At 72.0% G+C, this 23003-nt stretch carries 21 protein-coding genes; 12 read left to right on the top strand and 9 right to left on the bottom strand.

Annotation, left to right across the window (positions count from 1 at the left end):
• Window positions 1-16: 16 nt before the first annotated feature.
• Window positions 17-1750, top strand: a complete 1734-nt coding sequence (locus ACFYL6_RS09435) for a DEAD/DEAH box helicase (RefSeq protein ID WP_387169627.1) — start codon at window positions 17-19, stop codon at window positions 1748-1750.
• Between the two features lie 159 nt (window positions 1751-1909).
• Here ACFYL6_RS09435 and lon read toward each other — a convergent pair whose 3' ends face one another.
• From lon to ACFYL6_RS09450, 3 genes are all read right to left on the bottom strand, one after another.
• Complete coding sequence (gene lon / locus ACFYL6_RS09440) at window positions 1910-4240, bottom strand: endopeptidase La (RefSeq protein WP_387169629.1); 2331 nt, start codon at window positions 4238-4240, stop codon at window positions 1910-1912.
• A 141-nt stretch (window positions 4241-4381) separates the two neighbouring features.
• The gene (locus ACFYL6_RS09445; protein WP_387169631.1) at window positions 4382-5251 is read right to left on the bottom strand and encodes a manganese catalase family protein; all 870 of its coding nucleotides are present in this window, start codon (window positions 5249-5251) and stop codon (window positions 4382-4384) included.
• 83 nt (window positions 5252-5334) lie between these two features.
• Entirely contained in the window at window positions 5335-6054 is a 720-nt protein-coding gene (locus ACFYL6_RS09450; RefSeq protein WP_387169633.1) for a sensor histidine kinase, read from the bottom strand.
• 98 nt (window positions 6055-6152) lie between these two features.
• Here ACFYL6_RS09450 and ACFYL6_RS09455 point away from each other — a divergent pair, with 98 nt between their 5' ends.
• Both ACFYL6_RS09455 and ACFYL6_RS09460 read left to right on the top strand, forming a co-directional pair.
• Window positions 6153-6761: a response regulator gene (locus ACFYL6_RS09455; protein WP_387169635.1), complete on the top strand. Its 609-nt coding sequence runs from the start codon at window positions 6153-6155 to the stop codon at window positions 6759-6761.
• 144 nt (window positions 6762-6905) lie between these two features.
• A complete protein-coding gene (locus ACFYL6_RS09460) occupies window positions 6906-7253 on the top strand; it encodes an Lsr2 family protein (RefSeq protein WP_091397759.1) in 348 nt (115 codons plus the stop codon).
• Between the two features lie 125 nt (window positions 7254-7378).
• Here the strand turns inward: ACFYL6_RS09460 and ACFYL6_RS09465 are convergent, their stop codons facing one another.
• Together ACFYL6_RS09465 and ACFYL6_RS09470 are read right to left on the bottom strand one after the other, a co-directional pair.
• Window positions 7379-8653: a hypothetical protein gene (locus ACFYL6_RS09465; protein ID WP_387169637.1), complete on the bottom strand. Its 1275-nt coding sequence runs from the start codon at window positions 8651-8653 to the stop codon at window positions 7379-7381.
• Window positions 8654-8949: 296 nt separating this feature from the next.
• Window positions 8950-9825 (bottom strand): hypothetical protein, encoded by an 876-nt coding sequence (locus ACFYL6_RS09470; RefSeq protein ID WP_387169638.1) that lies wholly within the window; start codon window positions 9823-9825, stop codon window positions 8950-8952.
• Window positions 9826-9988: 163 nt separating this feature from the next.
• On the opposite strand from ACFYL6_RS09470, the gene ACFYL6_RS09475 reads away from it, so the two are divergent.
• The 5 genes from ACFYL6_RS09475 to ACFYL6_RS09495 are packed head-to-tail and all read left to right on the top strand — an operon-like array spanning window position 9989 to window position 12409.
• Window positions 9989-10177 (top strand): hypothetical protein, encoded by a 189-nt coding sequence (locus ACFYL6_RS09475; protein ID WP_387169640.1) that lies wholly within the window; start codon window positions 9989-9991, stop codon window positions 10175-10177.
• The gene (locus tag ACFYL6_RS09480; protein ID WP_387169642.1) at window positions 10174-10554 is read left to right on the top strand and encodes an Asp23/Gls24 family envelope stress response protein; all 381 of its coding nucleotides are present in this window, start codon (window positions 10174-10176) and stop codon (window positions 10552-10554) included. The genes ACFYL6_RS09475 and ACFYL6_RS09480 overlap by 4 nt, the downstream gene beginning before the upstream one ends.
• Window position 10555: 1 nt before the next feature.
• Window positions 10556-11077: a DUF6286 domain-containing protein gene (locus ACFYL6_RS09485; RefSeq protein WP_387169644.1), complete on the top strand. Its 522-nt coding sequence runs from the start codon at window positions 10556-10558 to the stop codon at window positions 11075-11077.
• Complete coding sequence (locus ACFYL6_RS09490) at window positions 11074-11634, top strand: hypothetical protein (RefSeq protein WP_387169646.1); 561 nt, start codon at window positions 11074-11076, stop codon at window positions 11632-11634. Before ACFYL6_RS09485 ends, ACFYL6_RS09490 begins: the two co-directional genes overlap by 4 nt.
• A 49-nt stretch (window positions 11635-11683) precedes the next feature.
• Window positions 11684-12409, top strand: a complete 726-nt coding sequence (locus ACFYL6_RS09495) for a helical backbone metal receptor (RefSeq protein WP_387170379.1) — start codon at window positions 11684-11686, stop codon at window positions 12407-12409.
• An 84-nt stretch (window positions 12410-12493) separates the two neighbouring features.
• Here ACFYL6_RS09495 and ACFYL6_RS09500 read toward each other — a convergent pair whose 3' ends face one another.
• Window positions 12494-13450: a TerC/Alx family metal homeostasis membrane protein gene (locus tag ACFYL6_RS09500; protein ID WP_387169648.1), complete on the bottom strand. Its 957-nt coding sequence runs from the start codon at window positions 13448-13450 to the stop codon at window positions 12494-12496.
• Window positions 13451-13723: 273 nt separating this feature from the next.
• On the opposite strand from ACFYL6_RS09500, the gene ACFYL6_RS09505 reads away from it, so the two are divergent.
• On the top strand, window positions 13724-14116 hold the full coding sequence (locus ACFYL6_RS09505; protein WP_387169650.1) for an FKBP-type peptidyl-prolyl cis-trans isomerase: 393 nt from the start codon (window positions 13724-13726) through the stop codon (window positions 14114-14116).
• An 85-nt stretch (window positions 14117-14201) separates the two neighbouring features.
• Here ACFYL6_RS09505 and ACFYL6_RS09510 read toward each other — a convergent pair whose 3' ends face one another.
• A complete protein-coding gene (locus ACFYL6_RS09510) occupies window positions 14202-14588 on the bottom strand; it encodes an STAS domain-containing protein (protein ID WP_387169652.1) in 387 nt (128 codons plus the stop codon).
• 182 nt (window positions 14589-14770) lie between these two features.
• Here ACFYL6_RS09510 and ACFYL6_RS09515 point away from each other — a divergent pair, with 182 nt between their 5' ends.
• Window positions 14771-15787, top strand: coding sequence for an SMP-30/gluconolactonase/LRE family protein (locus tag ACFYL6_RS09515; RefSeq protein ID WP_387169654.1), 1017 nt, complete (start codon window positions 14771-14773; stop codon window positions 15785-15787).
• A gap of 230 nt (window positions 15788-16017) precedes the next feature.
• Here ACFYL6_RS09515 and ACFYL6_RS09520 read toward each other — a convergent pair whose 3' ends face one another.
• Window positions 16018-17286, bottom strand: a complete 1269-nt coding sequence (locus tag ACFYL6_RS09520; RefSeq protein WP_387169655.1) for an Ig-like domain-containing protein — start codon at window positions 17284-17286, stop codon at window positions 16018-16020.
• A 713-nt stretch (window positions 17287-17999) separates the two neighbouring features.
• Here ACFYL6_RS09520 and ACFYL6_RS09525 point away from each other — a divergent pair.
• Window positions 18000-18965, top strand: a complete 966-nt coding sequence (locus ACFYL6_RS09525) for a sugar phosphate isomerase/epimerase family protein (protein ID WP_387169657.1) — start codon at window positions 18000-18002, stop codon at window positions 18963-18965.
• 23 nt (window positions 18966-18988) lie between these two features.
• Window positions 18989-21079 carry a PQQ-dependent sugar dehydrogenase gene (locus ACFYL6_RS09530; RefSeq protein ID WP_387169659.1) on the top strand — a complete coding sequence of 697 codons (2091 nt, stop codon included), beginning with the start codon at window positions 18989-18991 and terminating at the stop codon, window positions 21077-21079.
• 87 nt (window positions 21080-21166) lie between these two features.
• Here ACFYL6_RS09530 and ACFYL6_RS09535 read toward each other — a convergent pair whose 3' ends face one another.
• Window positions 21167-22846 (bottom strand): right-handed parallel beta-helix repeat-containing protein, encoded by a 1680-nt coding sequence (locus ACFYL6_RS09535; RefSeq protein WP_387170381.1) that lies wholly within the window; start codon window positions 22844-22846, stop codon window positions 21167-21169.
• Window positions 22847-23003: the final 157 nt, after the last annotated feature.

Consider the following 23003-nt stretch of genomic DNA (forward strand, 5'->3'; position numbering starts at 1 on the left):
ATGAAAGGCTTGGCACATGAGTTCCGCACCTGCACAGCACGACGCACCGATTGACGCCACCCCCGACGGCACCGACGAGGTGAGCGCCTTCACCGAGCTCGGGCTGCGCGCCGAGCTGCTGGGCGCGCTCGCCGCCCTCGGGTACGAGGAGCCGACCCCCATCCAGCGGGAGGCTATCCCACCGCTGCTGGAGGGTCGGGACCTACTGGGTCAGGCGGCCACCGGCACCGGCAAGACGGCTGCGTTCGCGCTGCCACTGCTGAACCTCATGGCGGCACACCGCCAGGGCGGCGACCCGGTGGCGCTGGTGCTGGTGCCGACCCGGGAGCTGGCGGTGCAGGTCTCCGAGGCGTTCCACCGCTACGGCAAGGACCTGGGCGCGCGGGTGCTGCCGATCTACGGTGGGCAGCCGATCGGGCGGCAGCTGCGGGCACTGGACAGCGGTGTCGACGTGGTGGTGGCCACCCCGGGGCGGGCCCTCGACCACATCGCCCGGGGCACCCTGCGCCTCGGTGGGTTGGCCACGGTGGTGCTCGACGAGGCCGACGAGATGCTCGACATGGGCTTCGCCGAGGACATCGAGGCGATTCTGGAGCACGCTCCGGCGCAGCGTCAGACGGTGCTCTTCTCGGCCACCATGCCGTCGCGCATCGACGGGATGGCCCGCCAGCACCTGCGGGAGCCGGTGCGGATCGAGATCGGCCGCGAGCAGACGGTCGCGGGTGAGGCGCCCCGGGTGCGGCAGAGCGCGTACATCGTGACCCGGGCGCACAAGCCGGCCGCGCTGGGACGGGTGTTGGACGTGGAGTCCCCGACCGCGGCGATCGTGTTCTGCCGCAGCCGGGAGGAGGTCGACCGGTTGACCGAGACGATGAACGGTCGTGGCTACCGCTCCGAGGCGCTGCACGGTGGCATGAGCCAGGAGCAGCGCGACCGGGTCATGGGCCGGCTGCGGGCGGGCACGGCCGACCTGCTGGTGGCCACCGACGTGGCGGCCCGTGGGCTGGACGTCGAGCAGCTGACCCACGTCGTCAACTACGACGTGCCGTCCGCCCCTGAGTCGTACGTGCACCGGATCGGTCGGGTGGGTCGGGCTGGCCGCGAGGGTGTGGCGATCACCCTCGCCGAGCCGCGTGAGCACCGGATGCTCAAGACCATCGAGCGGGTGACCGGCCAGCGGATCACCATCGACAAGATCCCGACCGTGGCCGACATGCGCACCCGGCGGCTGGAGCTGACCCAGGCGGCCCTGCGCGAGAGCCTGCTGGAGGACGACCTCGACCCGTTCCGGGTGATCGTGGAGACGTTGACCGACGAGTTCGACCTGATGGAGGTCGCCCTCGCCGCCGTGAAGCTGGCCCACGAGCTGACCTCGCCCGGCTCCGACGACGAGGAGGAGATCCCGCAGGTTCCGGTCCGCGGGCCGCGCGAGGGTCGCCCGGAGACCGGTGGCCGGGGCGGCGACCGGCGGGGCGGTGGCCGGCCACGCTCCGGCGGTGGCAACACCGTCCAGGTCTTCGTCGGCCTGGGCCGACGCGCCGGGGTGCGCCCGCAGGATTTGGTCGGCGCGATCACCGGGGAGACCGGCATCCGCGGCCGGGACATCGGCTCGATCGAGATCGCCGACCGGTTCTCGCTGGTGGAGGTGCCGCAGGGGGTGGCCGACGAGGTCATCTCCGGGTTGCGCTCCAGCACGATCAAGGGCCGCAAGGCCACCGTGCGCCGCGACCGCGGGGGCGACGAGCGCTGAGCACGCCGTCGGCGAGCGGGGTGAGCACCGTGACGATGCCGGTGGGCCGCCTGGCGGCGGAGAGGTGGGCGACGGTGCAGACGAGACAGTAGACCTCTGTCGGCGTACCAAAAGGGCCCCTGCCGTCGCAAGACGGCGGGGGCCCGGATGGTCGGAGCGTCAGACCGCGAAGAGCGCCGGACCGTCCAGCGTCTTCACGTCGGCCGGGCGCAGCGCCAGGGCGAGCACGTCGGCCACGTCGGCCAGGGTGTGCACGGTCAGCGCCTCGCGCACCTCGGTCGGCAGGTCGTCCAGGTCGGGCTCGTTGCGCGCCGGGATGATGACCTCGGTGAGGCCGGCCCGGTGCGCGGCGAGCAGCTTCTGCTTCACCCCACCGATCGGCAGCACCCGACCGGAGAGCGTCACCTCACCGGTCATCCCGAACTCGGGGCGGACCGGACGACCGGTGACCAGCGACGCCAGGGCCGTGACCATGGTGATGCCGGCGCTCGGACCGTCCTTGGGCACCGCGCCCGCCGGGAAGTGGACGTGGATCCGGCGTCCCGCCAGGGCGTTCGGGTCGATGCCGAACCGCCGCCCGTTGGAGCGCAGGTAGGAGAGCGCGATGTGCGCCGACTCCTTCATCACGTCACCGAGCTGGCCGGTCAGGGTCAGCCCCGGCTCGCCCTCCATGCTGGTCGCCTCGATGAAGAGCACGTCCCCACCGGCGCCCGTGACGGCCAGGCCGGTGGCCACGCCGGGCACGGCGGTGCGCTCGGCCGATTCCGGTGTGAACTTCGGCCGACCCAGGTAGCCGGCGAGGTTGTCGGTGCCGACGCGTACCGGCGTCGGGTCCGTCGCCAGCGCCACCGCCACCTTGCGCAGGATCTTGGCCAGAGCACGCTCGAGCTGCCGGACGCCGGCCTCCCGGGTGTACTCCCCCGTGATCAGCGCGAGAGCCTCGTCGGCGACGCTGACCTCGTCCGCGGTCAGCCCGGCCCGCTCCCGCTGCCGGGGCAGCAGGTGGTCACGGGCGATGGCCACCTTCTCGTCCTCGGTGTACCCGTCCAGGGTGACCAGCTCCATCCGGTCCAGCAGGGGGCCGGGGATGGACTCCACCACGTTGGCGGTGGCCAGGAAGAGCACGTCGGACAGGTCGAGGTCGACCTCCAGGTAGTGGTCCCGGAAGGTGTGGTTCTGGGCCGGGTCGAGCACCTCCAGCAGGGCGGCGGCCGGGTCACCGGCGTAGCCGGCGGCCAGCTTGTCCACCTCGTCGAGGAGCACGACCGGGTTCATCGAACCGGCCTCGCGCAGCGCGCGGACGATCCGACCGGGCAGCGCCCCCACGTAGGTGCGCCGGTGCCCGCGGATCTCCGCCTCGTCGCGGACGCCGCCGAGCGACACCCGGACGAAGTTGCGCCCGAGCGCCCGCGCCACGGACTCGCCGAGGCTGGTCTTGCCCACCCCGGGAGGGCCGGCGAGGGCGAGCACCGCGCCGGAGCCGCGACCGCCGACCACACCGAGGTTGCGCTCGGCACGCCGGTTGCGCACCGCCAGGTACTCCAGGATGCGGTCCTTCACGTCGGCCAGGCCGGCGTGGTCGGCGTCGAGCACCGCCCGGGCCGCGGCCAGGTCGGTGTTGTCCTCGGTACGCGTGCCCCACGGCATCTCGAGCACGGTGTCCAGCCAGGTACGGATCCAGCCCGCCTCCGGGGAGGCGTCACTGGCCCGCTCCAGCTTGCCGACCTCGCGCATGGCCGCCTCGCGTACCTTCTCCGGCAGCTCGGCGGACTCGACCCGGGACCGGTAGTCGGCGGAGCCGTCCGGCTCGTCCTCGCCCAGCTCCTTGCGGATCGCGGCGAGTTGCTGACGCAGCAGGAACTCGCGCTGGGACTTCTCCAGCCCCTCGCGGACGTCACTGTTGATCTGCTCGGTGACCTCCTGCTCGGCCAGGTAGTCCTTCACCCAGCCGACCAGCAGCTCCAGCCGGGCGGTGACGTCCGGCGCGGCGAGCAGCTCGTTCTTCTGCTCCAGCGTCAGCCAGGGCGCGTAACCGGCCGAGTCGGCCAGTTCGGAGAGGTCGGTCATCCGCTCCACGGCGTCGATGACCTGCCAGGCGCCCCGCTGCTGGAGTACGGAGGTCACCAGGGCGCGGTACTCGCGGGCGAGTTCCCGGGCCCGTCCGGCGTAGGCGGGTTCGTCGAGTTCGGTCGCCTCGACCCAGAGGGCGGCGCCGGGGCCGGGCACGCCGGAGCCGATCCGGGCCCGGGACAGGCCGCGGATGACGGCGGCGGGCTCACCCTCGGGGAGCCGGCCGACCTTCTCGATGGTGGCGACCACGCCGACCGGCCCGTACTCGCCGTCGATGCGCGGCACGGCCAGCAGCTTGCGGTCGCCGGTCGCCCGCGCCGCGTCGATCGCGGCCTGGGTGGTGGGATCGAGGGTCACCGGGATGACCATGCCGGGCAGCAGCACGGCGTCGGTCAGGGGAAGTACCGGAAGAGTTGCCATCGAACACCTGCTATCGCGTTGAGTTGAGCGTGTCTCACTCAAGTAACAAAGCGTTCCCCTTGTTCCGGCCTGTGACCCAGACCACTCTTCCGCCCGGTCCGTCGGGTCGCCCGGGACCGGCGGGCGACCCGACGAGACACCTCAGGTGAGCTTGCCCTTCACCGTGTTCACCACCGAGCCGGCCACCCCCGGGTTGGTGCCGTAGAGGCGGGGGTCACCCGGGGGCAGCACCGGTTCCGGCGCGTTCGCCCGCGGGTTGTCGTCGTACCGGAACTCGCCCTTGCCGTCCGGCGACGGCCCGGACGCCCAGCGCCCCTGGGCGGCGTCGGTGCCCGAGGAGAAACCCAGGTAGGTGTAGCCGTACTCCTCGGTGAACTCGCCCGAGTCCGGGAACGCCTCCGGCACCGGCATCTCCTCCAGCCCGTCCTCCTTGAGCTGCTCGATCGCCGCCAGCCACATGTTCTGGTGCATCGTGTCGCGGGCCAGCAGGAAGCGCAGCATCTGCTTGACGCCCGGGTCGTCGGTCATGTGGAACAACCGGGCGACCTGGAGCCGACCCTGCGCCTCGGCGGTGACGTTGAGCTGGAAGTCGGCCAACAGGTTGCCGCTGGCGGTGATGAACGAGCCGTTCCAGGGCACCCCGTTCGAGTCGGCGGGCAGGGCGCCACCACCGCCGTGGATGAAGTGCGCCGGGTTCTCACCGGCGTAGGTCGCGGCGCCTCCGGGGTCCTCCGCGATCCCCTCGGTCAGCGACAGCGGCGCGTTGTCCAACAGCCGGGTGATCATCGTGACGATCATCTCGACGTGGCCCATCTCCTCGGTGCCGACGTCGAGCAGCAGATCCTTGTACTTGCCGGGCAGCCGGCAGTTCCAACCCTGGAAGAGATACTGGTTGGCGACTGTCATCTCGCCCCACTTGCCGCCCAGCACCTCCTGCAACCGCCGGGCGAACGCCGCGTCCGGGCCGTCCGGTTTGGCCTCGAACTGCAGATCCTTGACGTGGCTGAACATCCAACCTCCTCGGTACCAGAAACAGGTAGCGAGGCCGTTCCCGCCCTGCTGACCCGAGCGGGCCAACCGGTGTCCCGCCCGGGTCAGGGCAGCGGCAGCAGCACCTCCAGCGCCACTCCACGGGGCCGCAGCCGGTACGCCCGCAACGCTCCCCCGTCCGTCGCGACGAGCTGCCGCGCGATCCACAGACCCAGGCCGGACATCCCGACGGCCGGCGCCGGACGCCGCAACGCGACCAGCAGCGCATCGTCGACCCGACCCTCGTCGGTGACCAGGATGCTCACCCCGGGGCCGCGCAGGGTGGCGTAGAGCCCGACCTGTCCGTCCGGTGGCCCGTGCCGCAAGGCGTTCTCCACGAGGTTTACCAGCACCTGTCGGGTTCGTCCGGCCGGCACCGGGCAGGAGGCCGCCCGTCGGGTGGCCCGCGCCCGTCGACGGCCGACCGGCACCAGCGCGGCGGCCTCCCGCAGGATGCCCGCCAGCGGGACGACCGGCTCCGGCTGCGGGGGCGGCGTCAGCACGCCGGTGCCGGCGGTCGCGTCGCGCAGCAGGCTCTGCAGGTGGGCGGCCTGGTCGCGGGCCAGCTCAGTGATCGCCCGACGGTCGTCACTGGTCAGCTCTCGACGCTCGTCGGCCAGCGCGCGGGTCAGCGAGGTCAGGGTGGTGATCGGCGTCCGGAACTCGTGACACAGCACCCGCAGCAGCAGGTCCGAGTCGGCCTCCGTCGGTCGCCTCTCGCCGGGTGTCGGCTCGATGTGGTGCAACCCTCGCAGCAGGTCCCGCAAACCGTGCCGTACGCGCATCCACCCGACTCCCCTCGTTCGGTGCGAACCCGCATGATCGGTACCCGCTGGGGAACGGCCCAGACATGCCGGGAGCCTCCACCTTGCGACTCGTCGTCGTGGACGATCACCCCCTGTTCGTCCGCGGCCTGGAGTTGCTTCTCCCGATCACCACCAACGGCCGCGCCGAGGTAGTCGCCTCGACCGGCGACGCCGCCGCGGCGGCGGCGCTGGTCAGCAACTGCTGCCCCGACCTGGCCCTGGTCGACCTGCACATGCCGCCGCCCGGCGGCATCCGGGCGGTGGCCGCGATCCGGCGGACCACCCCACGGGTACGGGTGGTCGCGATGTCCGGTTCCGCCGACCCCGGGCCGGCGGTGGAGGCGCTGCGGGCCGGCGCCGAGGGGTTCCTGCCCAAGACCAGCGAACCGGAGGAACTGCTGCCGCCGCTGCTGGCCATCCTCGACGGCTGGGCGGTGCTGCCGGCCGAACTGCTGCGCGCCATGCTGCGGCCCACCCGCTCCGCGCCCGTCGACCTGGACGGCGAGGAACGGCGGCTGCTGCGGGCGATCGCCGTCGGTCGCAGCACCGTCGACATCGCCGAAGAACTGCACGTCTCGGAACGGACCGTGAAACGGATGACCGCCGCGTTGCTGCGCAAGTTGCGGGTCTCGAACCGGGCCGAGGCGGCCGCCATCGCCGGTCACAGCGGCATCCTCGGGGAATGACGCCTCGTGGTCGGACCGATTCACGGTTTTGCTCGGTAACGGAATCGCGACGCGCCGAATGAATGGAAGGCATATTGTTGCGGATTACCGGGGTGATAGGTCAGACTTTGGACACATCCCGCCGCACACAGGGAGTAATCGGCAATGGCGAGAAAAGTAATCACGGTCCTGACCGACGACCTCGACGGTGGGAAGGCCGACCGGACGGTCGAGTTCAGTCTCGACGGCGTGGCCTACACGATCGATGTCTCCGACGAGAATGCCGGCGTCCTGCGCAAGGCGCTCGATCCGTACATCAATGCGGGTCGGCGGATCGGGCGCGGCCCGGTGGAGAGCACCCGTTCAGTCCGACGGCCGGGGCGACCCGCCGGCGCGGGAATGGATCGGGAGCAGAACCGGGCCATCCGGGAATGGGCCGTCAAGAACGGCTACAAGATTTCCGAGCGCGGCCGGATCCCGGTTGAGGTCGTCGAGGCATACAAGAGCCGCTGACGCGACTCGACGGGGCCCCGCCGGAAACGGCGGGGCCCCGTCGTTTCTCCGGGCACCGACGTGACGCGGCGGCCGGCCACCCCGGGCTGTCGCCCCGGGTGACCGGCCGCCGTTGGTACATCAGCTCAGTTGACGTCGATGCGCACCGAGTCGAAGGCGGGGGTCTGGTTGGCCCGCTCCATCATCGGCAGGCGGTGCGAGCCGTCGCCGGCCCAGACGGAGCACTGGGCGGTACCCGACTCCGGCAGACCCGGAATCTGGATCGTCACCTCGTCGGGCTGGGCGCCACCGCGGCCGTCCTCGGTCGCGACGAAGAACGCGGGCACCTCCTGCGGCTCCGGCGGAGCGGTCAGGCTGTCCAGCATCCGGCAGGCGGTGTGGAAGTGTCCGCGGACCAGGCCCTGGTCGTTGAGCAGCGAGCTCTCCACGTAGTAGCCACCCTGGCCGGCGGCCAGGAAGCGGTCCCGGATCAGGTTGCGGGTGCTGACCCGCAGGGTGAAGGGCTGGTTCTGGCCGACCTGCTCGGGGAACTGGGTGATCAGCAGCGACGGGTTGTTGGCCGCCGCGCCGACCTCACCAAACTCGGTGCTCACGCAGCGGTTGCCGTTCTGGAAACCGTCGTGCGGCTGGAGCCGGCTCTCGTCGCAGTCGTTGGCGAGCACGCCGAGCCCGGCGCCGGGCTCGGTGCCACCACCGTTGTTCCCGCCACCGTTGTTGCCACCGCCGTTGTTGCCGCCACCGGGGGTGGTGGTGGGCGTGCTGCCGCCGCCGTTGTTGCCGCCACCGGGGGTGGTGGGCTGCACCTGGCACTCGGCGAGCTGCGCGAGCCCCTGCGGCCGGGGTCCGACCCGGTCGATGGCGGTCGTGATCCGGTCCAGCACGGCGCGCCGCTTGCCGGCCAACGGCTGGAGGATCGCACTGCGGATGAACGCCTCACCCTTGCTGCCCTCGGCGGCCAGCCGGCGGTCCGCCTCGGCGATCTGGGTCTGCAACTGGGCGAGGTTGCGGTCCACCTCGGCCCGCGCCCGGTCCGGCACCTGCGGCAGTTTGGCCGCCACATCCGGACAGGCGACGGCCGTGCCGGTGCCCACGGTGCCGTCCTTGCCGTCCTCGCACTCGGGGACCGACTGTTGTCCGTCACCCCAGTGATTACGCACCCACCGACCGTTCTGCCAGGTCCGGCTGGTCGAGCCGGCGCCAGTCGGCGCGGTCGCGCCCGGGCTCGGCTCCACGCACTGCCCCGCAGCCGGACGTGGCTTATTTGTCCGCCGGTCCTGGGCCGACGAAATCTGAGTCACGGCGACAACTCCGCCGAAGACCGCGAGCGTGCCGACAACTGCCAGCAGACGCTTGCTCCGCGCGTTGCCGGAAGGCCGGCGCGCCCGAGTGGACCTGCGCATCGAATTGCTCTCCTTCTCGATCCGGTAGTGGATTTCTGCCCTCGGCGGACCGACGGATGTTTGACGGGGCACGCCGCGGCGGGGACCCGCCGTGACCTACCCGGTAATGCGTCGATGGCCGACGATGCCCTTTCCGCACCGTCTCCCGCGCCCGGGGGCGCGGATGGGGAGATCCTGTTCATTCGCGCAGGAGTACGGGGCGGCGGCCGGGAAGGTTCAACTGACGCACAGGAAATTGCCGCGACCCGGCACGGAGCCGGTGCGGAGCAGGGATCAGCAGGTGAAACGGACGCCGGTCAGTCGGCGCAGAGGTGGTCGAAGGCGAACCCGCCGACCAGTTCGTGGCGGCGCTGGCTCAGCGCGGCGATCTGCGCGGTCCACTCGGCGCGCGGCAGCAGGTCCGTGACCGCGTTCTCCCGCAGTCGCTCCCCCACGGCGACGGCGGCGAGGTCTTCGGCCAGCCGGGCCGCGTCGACGCCGCAGGAGAAGCGGTGTTCGGTCACCGAGACCCGCTCGACGAGGCAGGCGTCGGGGCGTACCTGCACCCAACTCCACCCCTGCGCCGGCCCGTCCACCCAGCGGACGTGCAGCCCTCGCACGATCGGGTCGGCCACCTGCCCGGCCACGTACACCTCGACCGCCGCCGCGCGGGTCAGCGCACCGAGGTCGTTGACCGGCCCGGTACGCCCGTCCGGCAGCCGGCCCAGGATGTCCCGGAAGCCCACCGGCGCCGGTTCGGTCTCGCCGGCGGTGGTCCCGCCAGCGGCGTAACTGCGCGCGTCGATCACGTACTCGACCAGGCGGCGGCCGTGCTCGGCGGCCCGCAGGGTCGGCGAACCGATCCGCAGCACGGGCAGGCCGGCGGCGGCGCTCACCGCGTCCTTGAGTCGCTCCACGCGCTGCTCCGCCGAGCCGGGTGACGGTTCCGGGCCGATCTCCACGGCGACGACCGGACGGCCGGTGTCGGCGGCGTAGACCACGAAGTCGAAGCTGGCGCGGCTCGCCGAGGTCCACTGGCTGCCGGTGACACCGGGCGGGCGACCCTGGACCAGCTCACTGAGCCGGCGTGCCGACAGGACCCGGTGGCCGGCGCGGCTGAGCAGCGCGTCGCGCCCCGCCTCGGCGGGCATCGCCCGCAGCCAACCGCGGTCGTCGCTCCCGATGCTCGTCATCTGCCTGATCCATCCGCCGGTCGGTCGAGCCGGGCCGAGTCTAGGTGGTCGATCATGGGGCACCGACTTCTGATGTGACCGGGATCACAGCAGCGCTGATGTTCCAGGGACGGCCGCCGGGTGTATCCAGCGACGCCGGTACCGGACCGGCCCGGAGGTGACCATGTCGCGACAGCAGTTCGGCTTCCTCGCCGGGTTCCTCGCCGTGGCGGTCTGGGCGCTCGCCGGCGTCGGGGTGGCCGCCCTCGCCGTACTCGCCGGCCTGCTCGGCTGGCTGGTCGTCCGGGTGCTCGACGGCGACCTCGCGGTGACCGGTCTCGGCGACCGCACCGACGCCCGGCGACGCCGATGACCACCCGCCCGTCCACCGGGACGAACCCCAGCACCGGACTGGCCGCCGGGACGACCGGTTCGGAGCGTCGCCCGGGCGACGCGGCGGACGTCGCACGGATCGCGGTACAGGCGGCCAGCCTCGTGCCGGGCGTGTCCGTCGTCCGCCCGGCGGCGGTCCGCCTGGATGACCGGTCCGTCGGACTCGACCTGCACCTGATCACCTGGTACGGGCACAGCGTGCCGACGATCGCCGAAACGGTCCGGGCGGTGGTCGCCGAGCGGGTGGCCGCCCAGACCGGGCTCAGCGTGGCGGTGGTGACCGTCACAGTGGACGATCTGCTCGTCCCCGGGGTCGACTCCTCCGCAGTCGGCACCGCCGCACCGGAGGACGGCTGAGATGCGCACCGCCAACCGGGTCGCCTCGGTGCTGCTGGCCACCGCCCTGCTTCTCGGCGGCACGGCGACGACCGTCCAGGCATTGCTGCTCACCCTGCACCGCCCGACGTTGCTCGACACCACCGGCTGGTTCGACGCGCTGAGCGGCACCCGGTGGCGCGACCCCACGGTCCGGGCCGTCGCCGGCGGGGCGCTGCTTCTGGGCCTGGCCCTCCTCGTCGCCCAACTGCGCCGCTGGACACCGGTGCGCCTGCGCACCGACGAACGCGACGGCTGGCACCTGCACCGACGCTGTGTGGAGCGGCGGCTCGCCGACGCCGCCAGCGCGGTGCCGGGCGTCCTTCGCGCGCGGGTGCGGGTCCGACGGCGCGGCGGCCAGTGGCGTCCGCGGGTCCGCGCGACCGGCGACCCGGCCGCCCGGGCGGAGATCGAGTTCGCCGTGCACCAGGAGTTGCACCGCCTCACCGCACCCCGCCCCGCCCGGATCGACGTCCGGCTGCTGCCCCGGCGGCGGCCGGCGTGACCAACGCCGGGCACCGCCTGTTGTGGACCGTCATCGCGCTGCTGCTGGTGGCCGGTGGTGCGACGGCGCTGGCGGCCAGCCTCGGCACGCTGCCCGGCGCTGACCCGGCGGCGGTACTGCTCAGCGCCGAGCTGGTCGACCGGTGGCGGTTGGCCGCGCCGTGGAGCACCCTGGCCGCGGCGGTCGCCGGGGCGTTGTTCGCACTGGCCGGGCAGCGCCTGCTGGTCCGGGAGCTGCGGGGCCCGGACGGCACGCTGCGCGGCGTCCTGAGCCACCCCGGACGCCGGCCGGGCCGGACCCGGCTGGCCGCCGACGTCCTCGCCGACGCGCTGGTGCGCGACCTGACCGGCAACCCCGGGGTACGCCGGGCCCGGGTGGTCCTCACCGGCGCGCCACCGCACCCCGACGTGTGGATCCGCGTGGACCTCACCGCCGACGCGCCGGCCGCTGGCGTACGCGAGCACGTTCGCGCCGCCGTCCGCCGATTCGCGGCGACGACCGACTGCCAGCCCGCGCACCTCGACGTGACCGCCCGCATCGAGCCCGGCCACCCCTGACCCGGCCCGCAGGGCATGATCGGTGCCGGTGGCGAACGGAGGTACGCGGGTGCGGGTGGTGTCGCTGGTGCCGTCCCTGACCGAGGCGGTGGCGCTGACCGTGCCGGGGGTGCTGGTCGGGGCCACCGACTGGTGCAGCCACCCGGCCGGTCTCGACGTGGCCCGGGTCGGCGGCAGCAAGTACCCCGACCTGGACCGGGTGCGCGCGCTGCGACCGGACCTGGTGCTGCTGAACGTGGAGGAGAACCGCCGGGCCGACGCGGAGGCGCTGCGGGCGGCCGGCGTACCGGTGCGGGTCACCTACCCGCGGACCGTTCCCGGCGCGTTGACCGAGCTGGGCGAGCTGCTCACCGAACTGGGTGCGCCGACGGAGCCGGCATGGCTGCGAGCCGCCCGGCGGGCATGGGCCGCGCCACCCCGGCTGGCACCGACCCGCCGCGCGGTGGTGCCGGTCTGGCGTCGGCCGTGGGTGGTGCTCGGCGGTGACACGTTCGCCGGTGACGTGCTGCGCCGTCTCGGCGTGGTCAACACATACGACGAGCATTCCGAGCGCTATCCCCGCCCGACGTTGACCGAGCTGCGCGAACGGAAGCCCGAGCTGGTGGTGCTGCCCGACGAGCCGTACCGGTTCACCGCCGACGACGGGCCGGAGGCCTTTCCCGGCGTACCGTGCGCCCTGCTCTCCGGGCGGCACCTCACCTGGTACGGCCCGTCCCTGGCCGAGGCGCCCGCGCTGCTCGCCGACCAACTGTCCCGGCCGGTGCTGGTCGGCTGACCCGGCCGCCACCCGGCGGTCGAAACGCGGCCCGGCGGCCCGACGGCCCGGCGGCGCCGCGGCGCGGCCCGGCGGCGCGGCGGCTCAGCCGTCGGGTCGGTGGCGGGCGGCCAGGGTGCTGGCGCCGATGGAGACCACCAGGGTCAGCAGCACCACGGCCAGGGTCAACCAGACCGGCAGCTTGCCCACCGGCGTCTCGGCGAGAATCAGCTTCAGCCCGGCGAAGGCCAGCAGCAGCGCGAGTCCGTACCGCAGGTAGCCGAAGTGTCGCAGCAGACCGGCGAGGCAGAAGTAGAGGCTGCGCAACCCCAGGACGGCGAACGCGGTGGCCGTCCAGACCAGGAAGGTGTTGGTGGTGATGGCGAGGATCGCCGCCACCGAGTCGATGGCGAAGACCACGTCGGTGGCCTCGATGGCGACGAGCGCCACCAGCAGCAACGTGGCCACGCGTCGGTCGGCCACCCGGGCGGTGAACCGGTCGCCGTGGTAGCGGGGGTCGGTGGGCACCAGCCGGCGGAACAGCCGGACCACGACGTTGCGTTCCGGGTCGACGTCCGGTTTTCCGCGTACGGCCAGCCGCCAGCCGGTCCAGATCAGGAACGCGCCCAGCACGAACCCGGCCCAGGCGAGCCGGTCCAGCAGCTCGGCACCGGCGAAGATGAACAGCAGCCGGAAGACGAGCGCGCCCACCACACCCCAGAAGAGCACCTTGTGCTGGTAACCCGGCGGCACCTGGAAGTAGCCGAAGAGCAGCGCGAAGACGAACACGTTGTCCACCGAGAGCGCCTTCTCCAGCAGGTAGCCGGAGAAGTACGCGACGGCCGGGTCGCCGCCGAGGCTCCACCAGACCACCAGCCCGAACAGGAGGCCCGCGCCGATCCAGACGGCGCTCCACAGCAGTGCCTCGCGCAGCTCGATGACGTGGTTGTCCCGGTGCAGGAGCACGTCCACGGCGAGCAGCACCGCGATCACCGCGCCGACCGCCGGCCAGGCCCACAGCGGGACCGCGACCGTCGCCTCAGCCACCGAGGCCCTCCGCATCGACCACCGCACACCGCCCGTTACCAGGCCGGCCGGCCCTTTTCGAGCCTAGGTGAGCGTCCGACCCGGCATCTGGCGGTCCGACGAAGTCGGCTCGGTCGCTCTCGGGGTCCGTCCCGGCCGTCCGAGCGGGCGGGGACCCCGCTCTGCGCACCAACGGCGTGTCGGCTGGGCTGCGGAGCAGGTGGCGGGTCCGCCGCGCATCGGTGACGGGTGATCCGGCAGGATCGACGGTGACCGGACACATCACCCAACACGGCAGGAGATCCCCGCATGAACCAGGCAGCAGGCGCCCGTTCGGGCAAGCCCGAGGTTGGTCCGATCGAGGGTGCACCGCCGGCCGACCTCGTGATCGAGGACATCACCGTGGGCGACGGCCCGCAGGCCGAGCCGGGCCAGCTGGTCAGCGTGCACTACGTCGGCGTATCGCACTCCACCGGCGCCGAGTTCGACTCGTCGTGGAACCGGGGCGAGGCGTTCGACTTTCCGCTCGGCGGCGGTCAGGTCATCGCCGGCTGGGACCAGGGCGTTGCCGGCATGCGCGTCGGCGGTCGCCGCCGCCTGACCATCCCGCCGCACCTGGGGTACGGCGACCGGGGCGCCGGCGGCGTCATCAAGCCGGGCGAGACGCTGGTCTTCGTCGTCGACCTGCTCGGCGTGAGCTGACCGTTTGTCGGGGTCGCCGGTTCACACCGGCGGCCCCGGGCCGCGCCCGGGTGTGACGGTGCGCGCCGGCCTCGTCGGCCGGGAATCAGGCGGCCAGTTGCAGGTCGGTGGTCGCGACCACCGGGCGACCCGCGGCCTCGATCGGCGAGGCCAGCTCCAGAATCGGCATCACGCGGTGCAGCCCGCTGACGCGCAGCACCCTCGCCACCATCGGGCTCGGGTCGACCAGGACCAACTCGCCACCGCAGGCCCGCACGCGCAGATGCGCGGCGAGCAGCGTGCGAACGCCAGCGGCGGAGAGCAGCCGCAGACCGGACATCTCCAGTTGGAGCACCGGGCGGGCCGGCGCGGACCACAACGCGGACCGGAACGCGGCCACCGTGGCGATGTCGACCTCGCCGGCCACCCGCACGAGGACCATCTGGTCACCCACGCTGACCTGCACGTCGAGCCGATCGCTGTGCTCTTCCATGCCCAAAAATCTAGCCGCCACCACCGACACTTTCGCCCCTCCGCGGAGTGATTCCGGGTACGCCCAGGGGCATACCCCGAGGTGCACCACCTCCCTCTCGGGGTGGAGTCGGGGGCCCGGGCGGCGCGCCGCGCGGGCGCGGAACCCGGGGGTCGACCGAGACCGGGGTGGAGAATAGGCCGATGCTGATCCCCCGGCCCCGGCCGCCCCGGCTGATCCGTCCCGTCCGCGAGCCGGCGACCAGCCCTCCGGCGCTGACCGGGGCGTGGGCCCCCACCGACCGCCGGCTCGACGAGGCCGAGTTGCTACCCCTCCCCGCGGGCGCCGTCGGCCCGGAGGACGTGCTGGTCGACGGCGCCGGACGGGTGATCAGTGGCGACGAGGACGGTCGGCTCTGGTGGTGGCCGGTCGACGCCTCGGCCGGCACCCCACCCCAACTGCTGGCCCAGACCGGTGGCCGTCCGCTCGGCATCGAGTTGGACCGGTCCGGCGAGGCCCTGGTGGTCTGCGACGCGTACCGCGGGTTGCTGCGGGTCACGCCGGACGGCGCGGTACGCGAACTGACCGGAACGGGACCCCCGGTGCACCTGGCCAACAACGCGACGGTGGGCCGCGACGGCACCATCTACTTCACCGACAGCTCCGACCGGTTTCCGGTGTCCCACTGGAAGCGGGACCTGCTGGAGCACCGCCCCAACGGTCGGGTGCTGGCCCACCATCCGGGCAGCGGCCGCACCGAGGTGGTGACCGACGGGCTGTACTTCCCCAACGGGATCGCGCTGACCCCGGACGAGTCGGCGCTGATGCTCGTGGAGACCAGCACCCACCGTCTGCTGCGCGTCGAGCTGAGCGGAGGTGTGCGCGTCCTCGCCGACCTGCCCGCGTACCCGGACAACCTCGCCTCGGTGGGCGACGGAACGTACTGGATCGCACTGCCCAGCCCACGGGTGCCGATCGCCGAGCGGCTGCTGCCCCACCCGCGGCTGCGCCAGATCGCCGCCCTGCTGCCCGACGCGATGCAGCCGCAGCCACGCCGCTACGGGCTGGTCGCGCTGGTCGACGGCGCGGGCGCGGTCCGCCGAACGCTGCACGGTCCGAACGGGCACTACTCGATGATCACCGGGGTACGCCAGCACGGCGACCAGCTCTGGCTGGGCAGCCTGACCGGCTCCGGGGTGGCCCGCGTACCCCTGGGGTGATGGCCGTAGCCACGGACGCCGCGCCGGTCGCCGAAACGGCGCCCGGCGGCGACCGGCGGCGTTGGGGCTGACCGGCGGCGTTGGCGCTGACCGGCGGCGTTGGGTTGACCGGTGGCGTTTCGGGGCGCGGCTCCGCCTGTGTGGTCGCGGCTGGGCCAGCGATCGTCAGACGGCGACGAGGCCGGTCCGCCGTCGTGGCGGGCCGGCCTCGTTCTGCCGTAGGCGGTTACTCAGCGGCCGCTGACCGAGGGTGCCGGTGCGGGTGAGCCGCCGGCCACCGCGCCCGGGTGCGCCGGGGCGACCGGGGCGGGCTTGAGCCCGGGCGGCACCGGCAGGGCGCTGCCCCGGGCGAACTCGTCCCAGCTCACGTTCCAGGCGGTCCAACCGTTGCCCGGCTGTAGCTCCACCTCGGTGCCCTTGACGGTGACCAGGTCACCGACCTGCGTCACCCCCATCAACCAGTTGGCCGCGGTGGCGGAGACGTTCGCGCAACCGTGCGAGACGTTGGTGTTGCCCTGGTCCCCCTCCGACCAGGGGGCGGAGTGGATGAACTCACCGCCCCAGGTGTAGCGCTGGGCGTCGTCGACGTCGACCACGTAGCCACCGTCCGGCTCACCCCGGGTGTCGAAGGTGACCCGCTCGTGCTTCTCCATGATCACCATCTTGCCGCTGGAACTCGGCGTGCTCGGCTTACCCAGGCTGACCGGGATCCGGCGGACCTGCTTGCCGTCGCGCAGCACCGTCATCTGCTTGGTGGCGTTGTCGATCTCCAGCGAGACCTGTCGTCCGATCTTGGAGGTCGCAGTCCGCTCGGCGTCGCCGACCCGGTCCTTTCCGATCGGCAGACCCTCCAGACCGGCCCGGACGCTGATGGTGGTACCCGGCTTCCAGAAATCGGGTGCCCGGTAATAGACCTGACTTCCATCCTCAAGCCACGACCAGGTGCCCGGCTGCGGCGGATTGGTCTTTACGAACAACCGTCGCTGGACATCCGCTCTGGCCTCTTTCGGAATTCCCGGGTCGAACGCCACCGTTACCGGCATCGCCGTGCCGTACGTCCGATTGCCGTTGAAATAGAGGGTGCTGGTGATCTGCGGCTTGGTCGATTTGGCCATCGTCGTGAACGTGGTGGTGCGGGTGGTGGTGGCACCTGAGTCACCGGTCGCGGTCACCTCGGCGGTGTAGGTCCGTCGTGGTTGCAGCGGAGCGCTCGGCACCCAGCCGGAGCCGTCCTCGCGCGGCTCGGCGTTGACCTGCTTGCCCTTGTCGTCGGTGAGGCGTACGCCGGTGACCCGCCCACCCTTGACCACGGTGCCCAGCTCGGCGCTGACCGGGACGTCCCGGGCCTTGTCCCCCGGTGTCACGGCGAGCTCCGGCGGGGCGGCGTGCTTCTTGGCCGAGCCGGTCGCCGACCCTCGGTCGACGGTGCACGCACCCAGGGCGAGTGGTGCGGCTGCGATGGTTACCGCCAACAGCGTCAATCGCCGCCTAGACGTCATGTTTCAATCCCCCCGTTTTCGACTTCCCTCCGCCACATTCTTGCCCGCTTCACGGGGTCATTAGCGGCATTCGGAAATAATCGGCGGCGCATTTACCGGAGCATTCTCCGACAATGTTCCAGTTGGCGGAACAGGCGTTCAACCGACCCATGTCATGCGCTTTGTTCCGCTTGAGCGACGCGACGTCGACTGTCCGGATGTCGGGGCGGCGTTGGCACCCGATGGCAGCCTGTCGCCGCCTACACCCATCCGCGCGACGTTTGTCCGGTCCGTGGGTGCTGGTGCGGTCGATCCGCTTCGTGATCCACTCGCGTTGCAGGAAGTGGCGGCATCGCAACGTCCGGGATACCGCGACTTCCGTGAACCGAGTGGATCACCGGCGGGAAGTAGAAGGTCAGGCCCGGTGGCGCACCTCGTGGGCGGACTTTTGTCAGTTGGAGCGAAACTTCTGCCGAACGCGACGAAGCTTTGCCTTCGTCCGGGGGCAAGGGTAAGGTCTCGATCTAGATAGAGGGTTGCCCATTCGTCGATCAACTTGCCGCCACCTCTGCCGGGTCGCCGCGTTCCGCTCCCGATGGGTCCGGGCCGCACCCGCGCGCCGTCCCTCACCGTCCAGCCGGAGCCCGCCTCCGGCCGGTTCGGCGCGCCCGGCGGACGGCAGTCAGGTCGACCGCCGCCGACGGCGTACCAGCCGTCAGGAAGGGACCACCACCATGGATCAACAACTCAACCGACCGGGGCCGACACCGGCATCCGAGCCGGTCAGTCGGCGTGGAGTGCTGCGCGCCGCGACCGTTTCCGCGGCCGCCGTCGGCGCCGCCGGTCTGCTCGGCGGCACGGCCGTCGCCGCGCCCGCCGCGTCCACCGGGCAGGCCCAGGGCCGGCGTCGGGTGCCGGTGGACCGGATCAGCATTCAGCTCTACACGCTGCGCGACCAGCTCGCCGCCGACCTGCCCGGCACCCTGGACGCGCTGCGCCGGATCGGCTACCGGCGGGTGGAGCACGCCGGTTTCGTCGGACGCACCGCCGCACAGTTCCGGGCCGCGCTCGACGAGGCCGGGCTGCGTTCCACCTCCGGGCACGTCGGCATCCCGCAGCCGTTCGACGCGGCCACCTGGGAGCAGGCCCTCGCCGACGCCAACGTGGTGGGCTGCAAGAAGATCGTCCACCCGTACTTCGGTCGGGACGCCAACGGTCAGGCGATCCGGGACCCCAACGTCTACCGGGCCCTGGCGCGCAACCTGAACAAGGCCGGCCGGCTGGCTGAACGCGCCGGGCTCGACTTCGGCTACCACAACCACCAACTGGAGTTCGTGCCGTTGACCGACGGCTCGACCGGCTTCGAGATCCTCACCGGGCAGACCGACCCGCGCCTTGTCCACTTCGAACTCGACCTCTACTGGACCTGGCGGGGCGCGCACGACCCGGTCGACGTGTTCCGGGCCAACCGGGGCCGGATCCGCCAAGTGCACGTCAAGGACCTCGACGTCGAGGGTGGTTTCGCCGACCTCGGCGACGGCGTCATCGATTTCGGCCGCATCTTCGCCCACGAGCGGGAGGCCGGCATCGAGGAGTACATCGTGGAGCGTGACGACGCGGGCACCGCGCCGCGCTCCCCCGCCGACGCCCTGGACACCGCTCGCGTCGGCTTCGACTATCTCGCTTCACTTCGGTACTGAAAACACCCCGGGGGACACACCTGATGAGAAGGACCGCATTCGCGTCCGCCCTGCTGCTGGTGACGGCCGGTCTGGCCGTACCACCGTCGGCAGCGGCCGCAGCGCCGGCCGCGCCGCCGGACAGTAGTTTCCAGAAAGTGACACTGAACGACTTCCCGGGCGAGCCGATGAGCCTCGCCGTCCTGCCCGACCTGCGGGTGCTGCACACCTCCCGTACCGGTGAGGTCCGCATCCACGACCCGCGCACCGGGCTGAACACCCTCGCCGCCGACATCCCGGTGTACGAGCACGACGAGGAGGGGTTGCAGGGGGTCGCCATCGACCCGAACTTCGCCCAGAACAAGTGGGTGTACCTCTACTACTCGCCGCCGATGGACACGCCGGTGGACGACCCGACGACCCCCGGCGTCAACGAGGGGGACGCGCCGGAGACCGGCACCGAGGCGGACTGGCAGCGGTTCAAGGGCGCGCTGCGGTTGTCCCGGTTCAAGCTGGACGGGACGAAGCTGAACCTCGCCAGCGAGCAGCAGATCATCGACGTGCCCACCGACCGGGGCATCTGCTGCCACGTCGGCGGCCAGATCGACTTCGACAGCAAGGGCAACCTGTACCTGTCGACGGGTGACGACACCAACCCGTTCGCCTCCGACGGCTACATCCCGATCGACGAGCGGGCCGACCGCCACCCGGCCTTCGACGCCCAGCGCACCGCGGCCAACACCAACGACCTGCGCGGCAAGCTGCTGCGCATCAAGGTGAAGAACGGTGGCGGTTACACGGTGCCGGCCGGCAACCTGTTCAAGCCCGGCACGGCGCAGACCCGCCCGGAGATCTACGCGATGGGGCTGCGCAACGCGTTCCGGTTCGCCGTCGACAGGCGTACCGACAACGTGTACGTGGGCGACTACTCGCCGGACGCCTCCAACCCGAACCCGGAGCGCGGCCCGGCCGGGCACGGCCGGTGGTTGCTCGTCGACAAGCCGGCGAACTACGGCTGGCCGTACTGCGTGACGCCGACGATCGCCTACCGCGACTACGACTTCGCCACCGGTGAGTCCGGCGCCAAGTTCAACTGCAAGCGCCCGGTCAACGACTCACCGCACAACACCGGCAAGCGCGTGCTGCCGCCGGTCGAGCAGCCGGAGGTCTGGTACGCGGCCGCCCCCTCGGCCGAGTTCCCGCAGCTGGGCACCGGCGGCATCTCTCCGATGGGTGGCCCGGCGTACGACTACGACGGAACCAGCACGTCGCGCACCCGCTGGCCGGCCTACTACGACGGGGTGCCGCTGTTCTACGAGTGGTCCCGCGACTACATCAAGGAGTTCCGCCTCGACGAGGACGGCGACGTGACGGACATCCGTCCGGTGGCGCCGTCGCTGGTGGTGGACAACCCGATGGACATGGAGTTCGGCCCGGACGGCGCGCTCTACGTGCTGGAGTACGGCGACGGCTACTTCGCCGAGAACCCGGACGCGCAGCTGTCCCGGATCGACTTCGTCCGGGGCAACCGGACGCCGATCCCGAAGATCAGCGGCACCCCGACGGTGGGGCAGGCCCCGCTGACCGTGGCGTTCTCCAGCGCCGGAACGACCGACCCGGACGGTGACAAGCTGAGCTACGCGTGGGACTTCAACGCGGACGGCTCGGTGGACAGCACCGACCCGAACGCGAGCTGGACGTTCCCGGAGAACGGCTCGTACACGCCGACGTTGAAGGTGACCGACCGCACCGGACGGTCCGCCTCGGCGTCCCTGCCGCTGGTGGTGGGGCCGACCGCGCCGGTCGTCGAGTTCGTCGCCCCGGTGACCGGGCAGCCGTTCCAGTTCGGTCAGACGGTGGCGTACGAGGTGAAGGTCACTGACGACCTGCCGGTGGACTGCTCAAAGGTGAAGGTCACCTACGTGCTCGGGCACGATGAGCACGGGCACCCGCTCTCCACCTCGACGGGTTGCTCCGGGAGCATCCCCACCTTCGTGGATGGTGGGCACAGCGGCGCGGACAACCTGACCGCGGTGTTCGTCGCGGAGTACACCGACGCGGGCTCACCCGCGCAGTCGGGCTCGGCGACGGTCGTGCTGGACCCGACCCCGGCGGTGGCCGGTCTGGCCGGCTGATCAGCTCAACCGAGACAGCGGCGGCGGTCGGATCACTCCGGCCGCCGCCGCACGTCGTCCAGCTCCAGGGTCCCGCCGGGTGGCCGCTCAGCTCCAGTCGCTGTCCACGTGGTTGTCGCGCCACCGTCCGCCCACCGGCGGGGTGTCCAGTCGCATCCCCTCGTCGGCGTTGCCGGCTAGGTCGTTGTCCTCCACCCGGCAGTCCACGCAGCTGCCCCGCCCGGTGATCCACAGGCCGTGCGTCTGGGTCTGGTTGTCGTGGTTGTCCCAGATCCGGTTGCCCCGGATGGTGGCCGAGTCGAAGTGCGCGTCGATGGCGATACCGGCCCGCAACTGCGGTGCGGCGGCCAGTTCGTACCCGCATCCCGGCGGTGGCACGTCCCCGCTCCACGCGGTGAACGCGTCCGGGCGCACCGGGGCGAGGGTGAGTTCGTCGCCGGTGTTGGAGGCCACCATGGCAACGGCCTTCCCGACCCGCAGGACCTTGCCCCGGTGTCCGTCGTGCGGCCAGGTGGCCGACCGGTCCACCAGGCACCGCTCGCTGTAGCGGACGGCGTCGCCGGCATTCCCGGTGCCCTCGCCGGTCTGGCGCCCGTTGTTGCGGATCCGGTTGTTGAGCAGCACCGCGTCGGTCATCTGGTGGTCGATCCGGATCGCGTCGAGGCCGTTGCCCCAGAACTCGTTGCTCTCGATCACCACGTCGCGGATCGAGCCCCGGTAGCCGCGCCCGAGGTCGTGCGCATGGTAGCCGTGCCGGCCGTTGCCGCTGATCCGGTTGCCCCGGACGGTGTACGGGCCGGGGCTGTTGCCGATGCTGATCCCGTCGCACATGTTGCCGTCGATGACGCAGTCGGTGAGCAGCCCGCCGCGGCCGGCCACGGACGAGGTGCCCTGCGCCGACACGTCGAACCCGGTCTCCAGGTTTTCGGTCATGGTGCAGGCGGAGACGATCAGCCCGTCGGCGCCCCAGTCGGAGATGCCGAAGCGGTTGCCCTGACTGTGGCAGCCGATGATGCGGTAGCCGCGCGGCGGCGGCCAGTAGTCCTTCTGCAGCTCCAGGAAGATGCCGTTGGTGCCGTTGGCCAGGGCGGTGCAGTTCGCGATGGTCAGCCGCTCCACCGTGCCCCAGCCGCCGATGCCGATGCCGATGCCCGCGCCGCCCATCTGCTCGCCGTTGTCCAGGCGGCCACAGCCGACCACCACCACACCGTCGACCAGGGAGTCCTGGAGGAAGTCGCAGCCCAGCCCGGTGGCTGCGGTGTGGTGGATGTAGAGGTTGCGGAAGACGCCCCGCACCATGTACTGGATGCCGAGGCCCTTGGCCAGGTAGTTGTACTCGGCCATGGCGACGCCGGAGCCGTCGATCTGGAAGTCGGCGAAGGTGCAGTCGGCGATGTGCCGGTCCCGGTCGGCGCCGTGCTGCACGGTGGTCCAGAAGGCCAACGGGGTCGGGTCGGCCCGGTTGCCCTCGTTGCTGAGCATGAACCGGGTGGCCGCCGGGCCGGCCCCGATCAGCGACACCCCGCTGCGCCACACCGTGCCCGCGTCCCGGATCGAGTAGATGCCCGGCGGGCAGTAGATGACCCGGGCCCGCCCGTCCGAGGCGTAACCGGCGCCGAGGCGGTCCACGAGGGCGGCCAGCGCCGGCTGGTCGTTTGTCGCGCCGTCACCGGTCAGCCCGTACTCCAGCGCGTCGCAGTACAGCGGCGCGCCGGCCGAGGCGGGCCGTCGTACCCGGACCGAGTTCAGTAGCAGTTCGTTCGCCACGGCCACAGGTCGGCTCCCTTCGACGCGTTCGGTGCGTTCCGGCGGGGCCGACTTCCCGATCACGCCGCCGGGAAACCCCGGCCCGCTGACACCGCCGGGCAGCCCTGGACGTGCGCCGGCCCCGGCGCCGCACGGGCAGCGCCGGGGCCGGGGGTAC

The sequence above is a fragment of the Micromonospora sp. NPDC007208 genome (assembly GCF_042869175.1).
Classification (GTDB): domain Bacteria; phylum Actinomycetota; class Actinomycetes; order Mycobacteriales; family Micromonosporaceae; genus Micromonospora; species Micromonospora foliorum.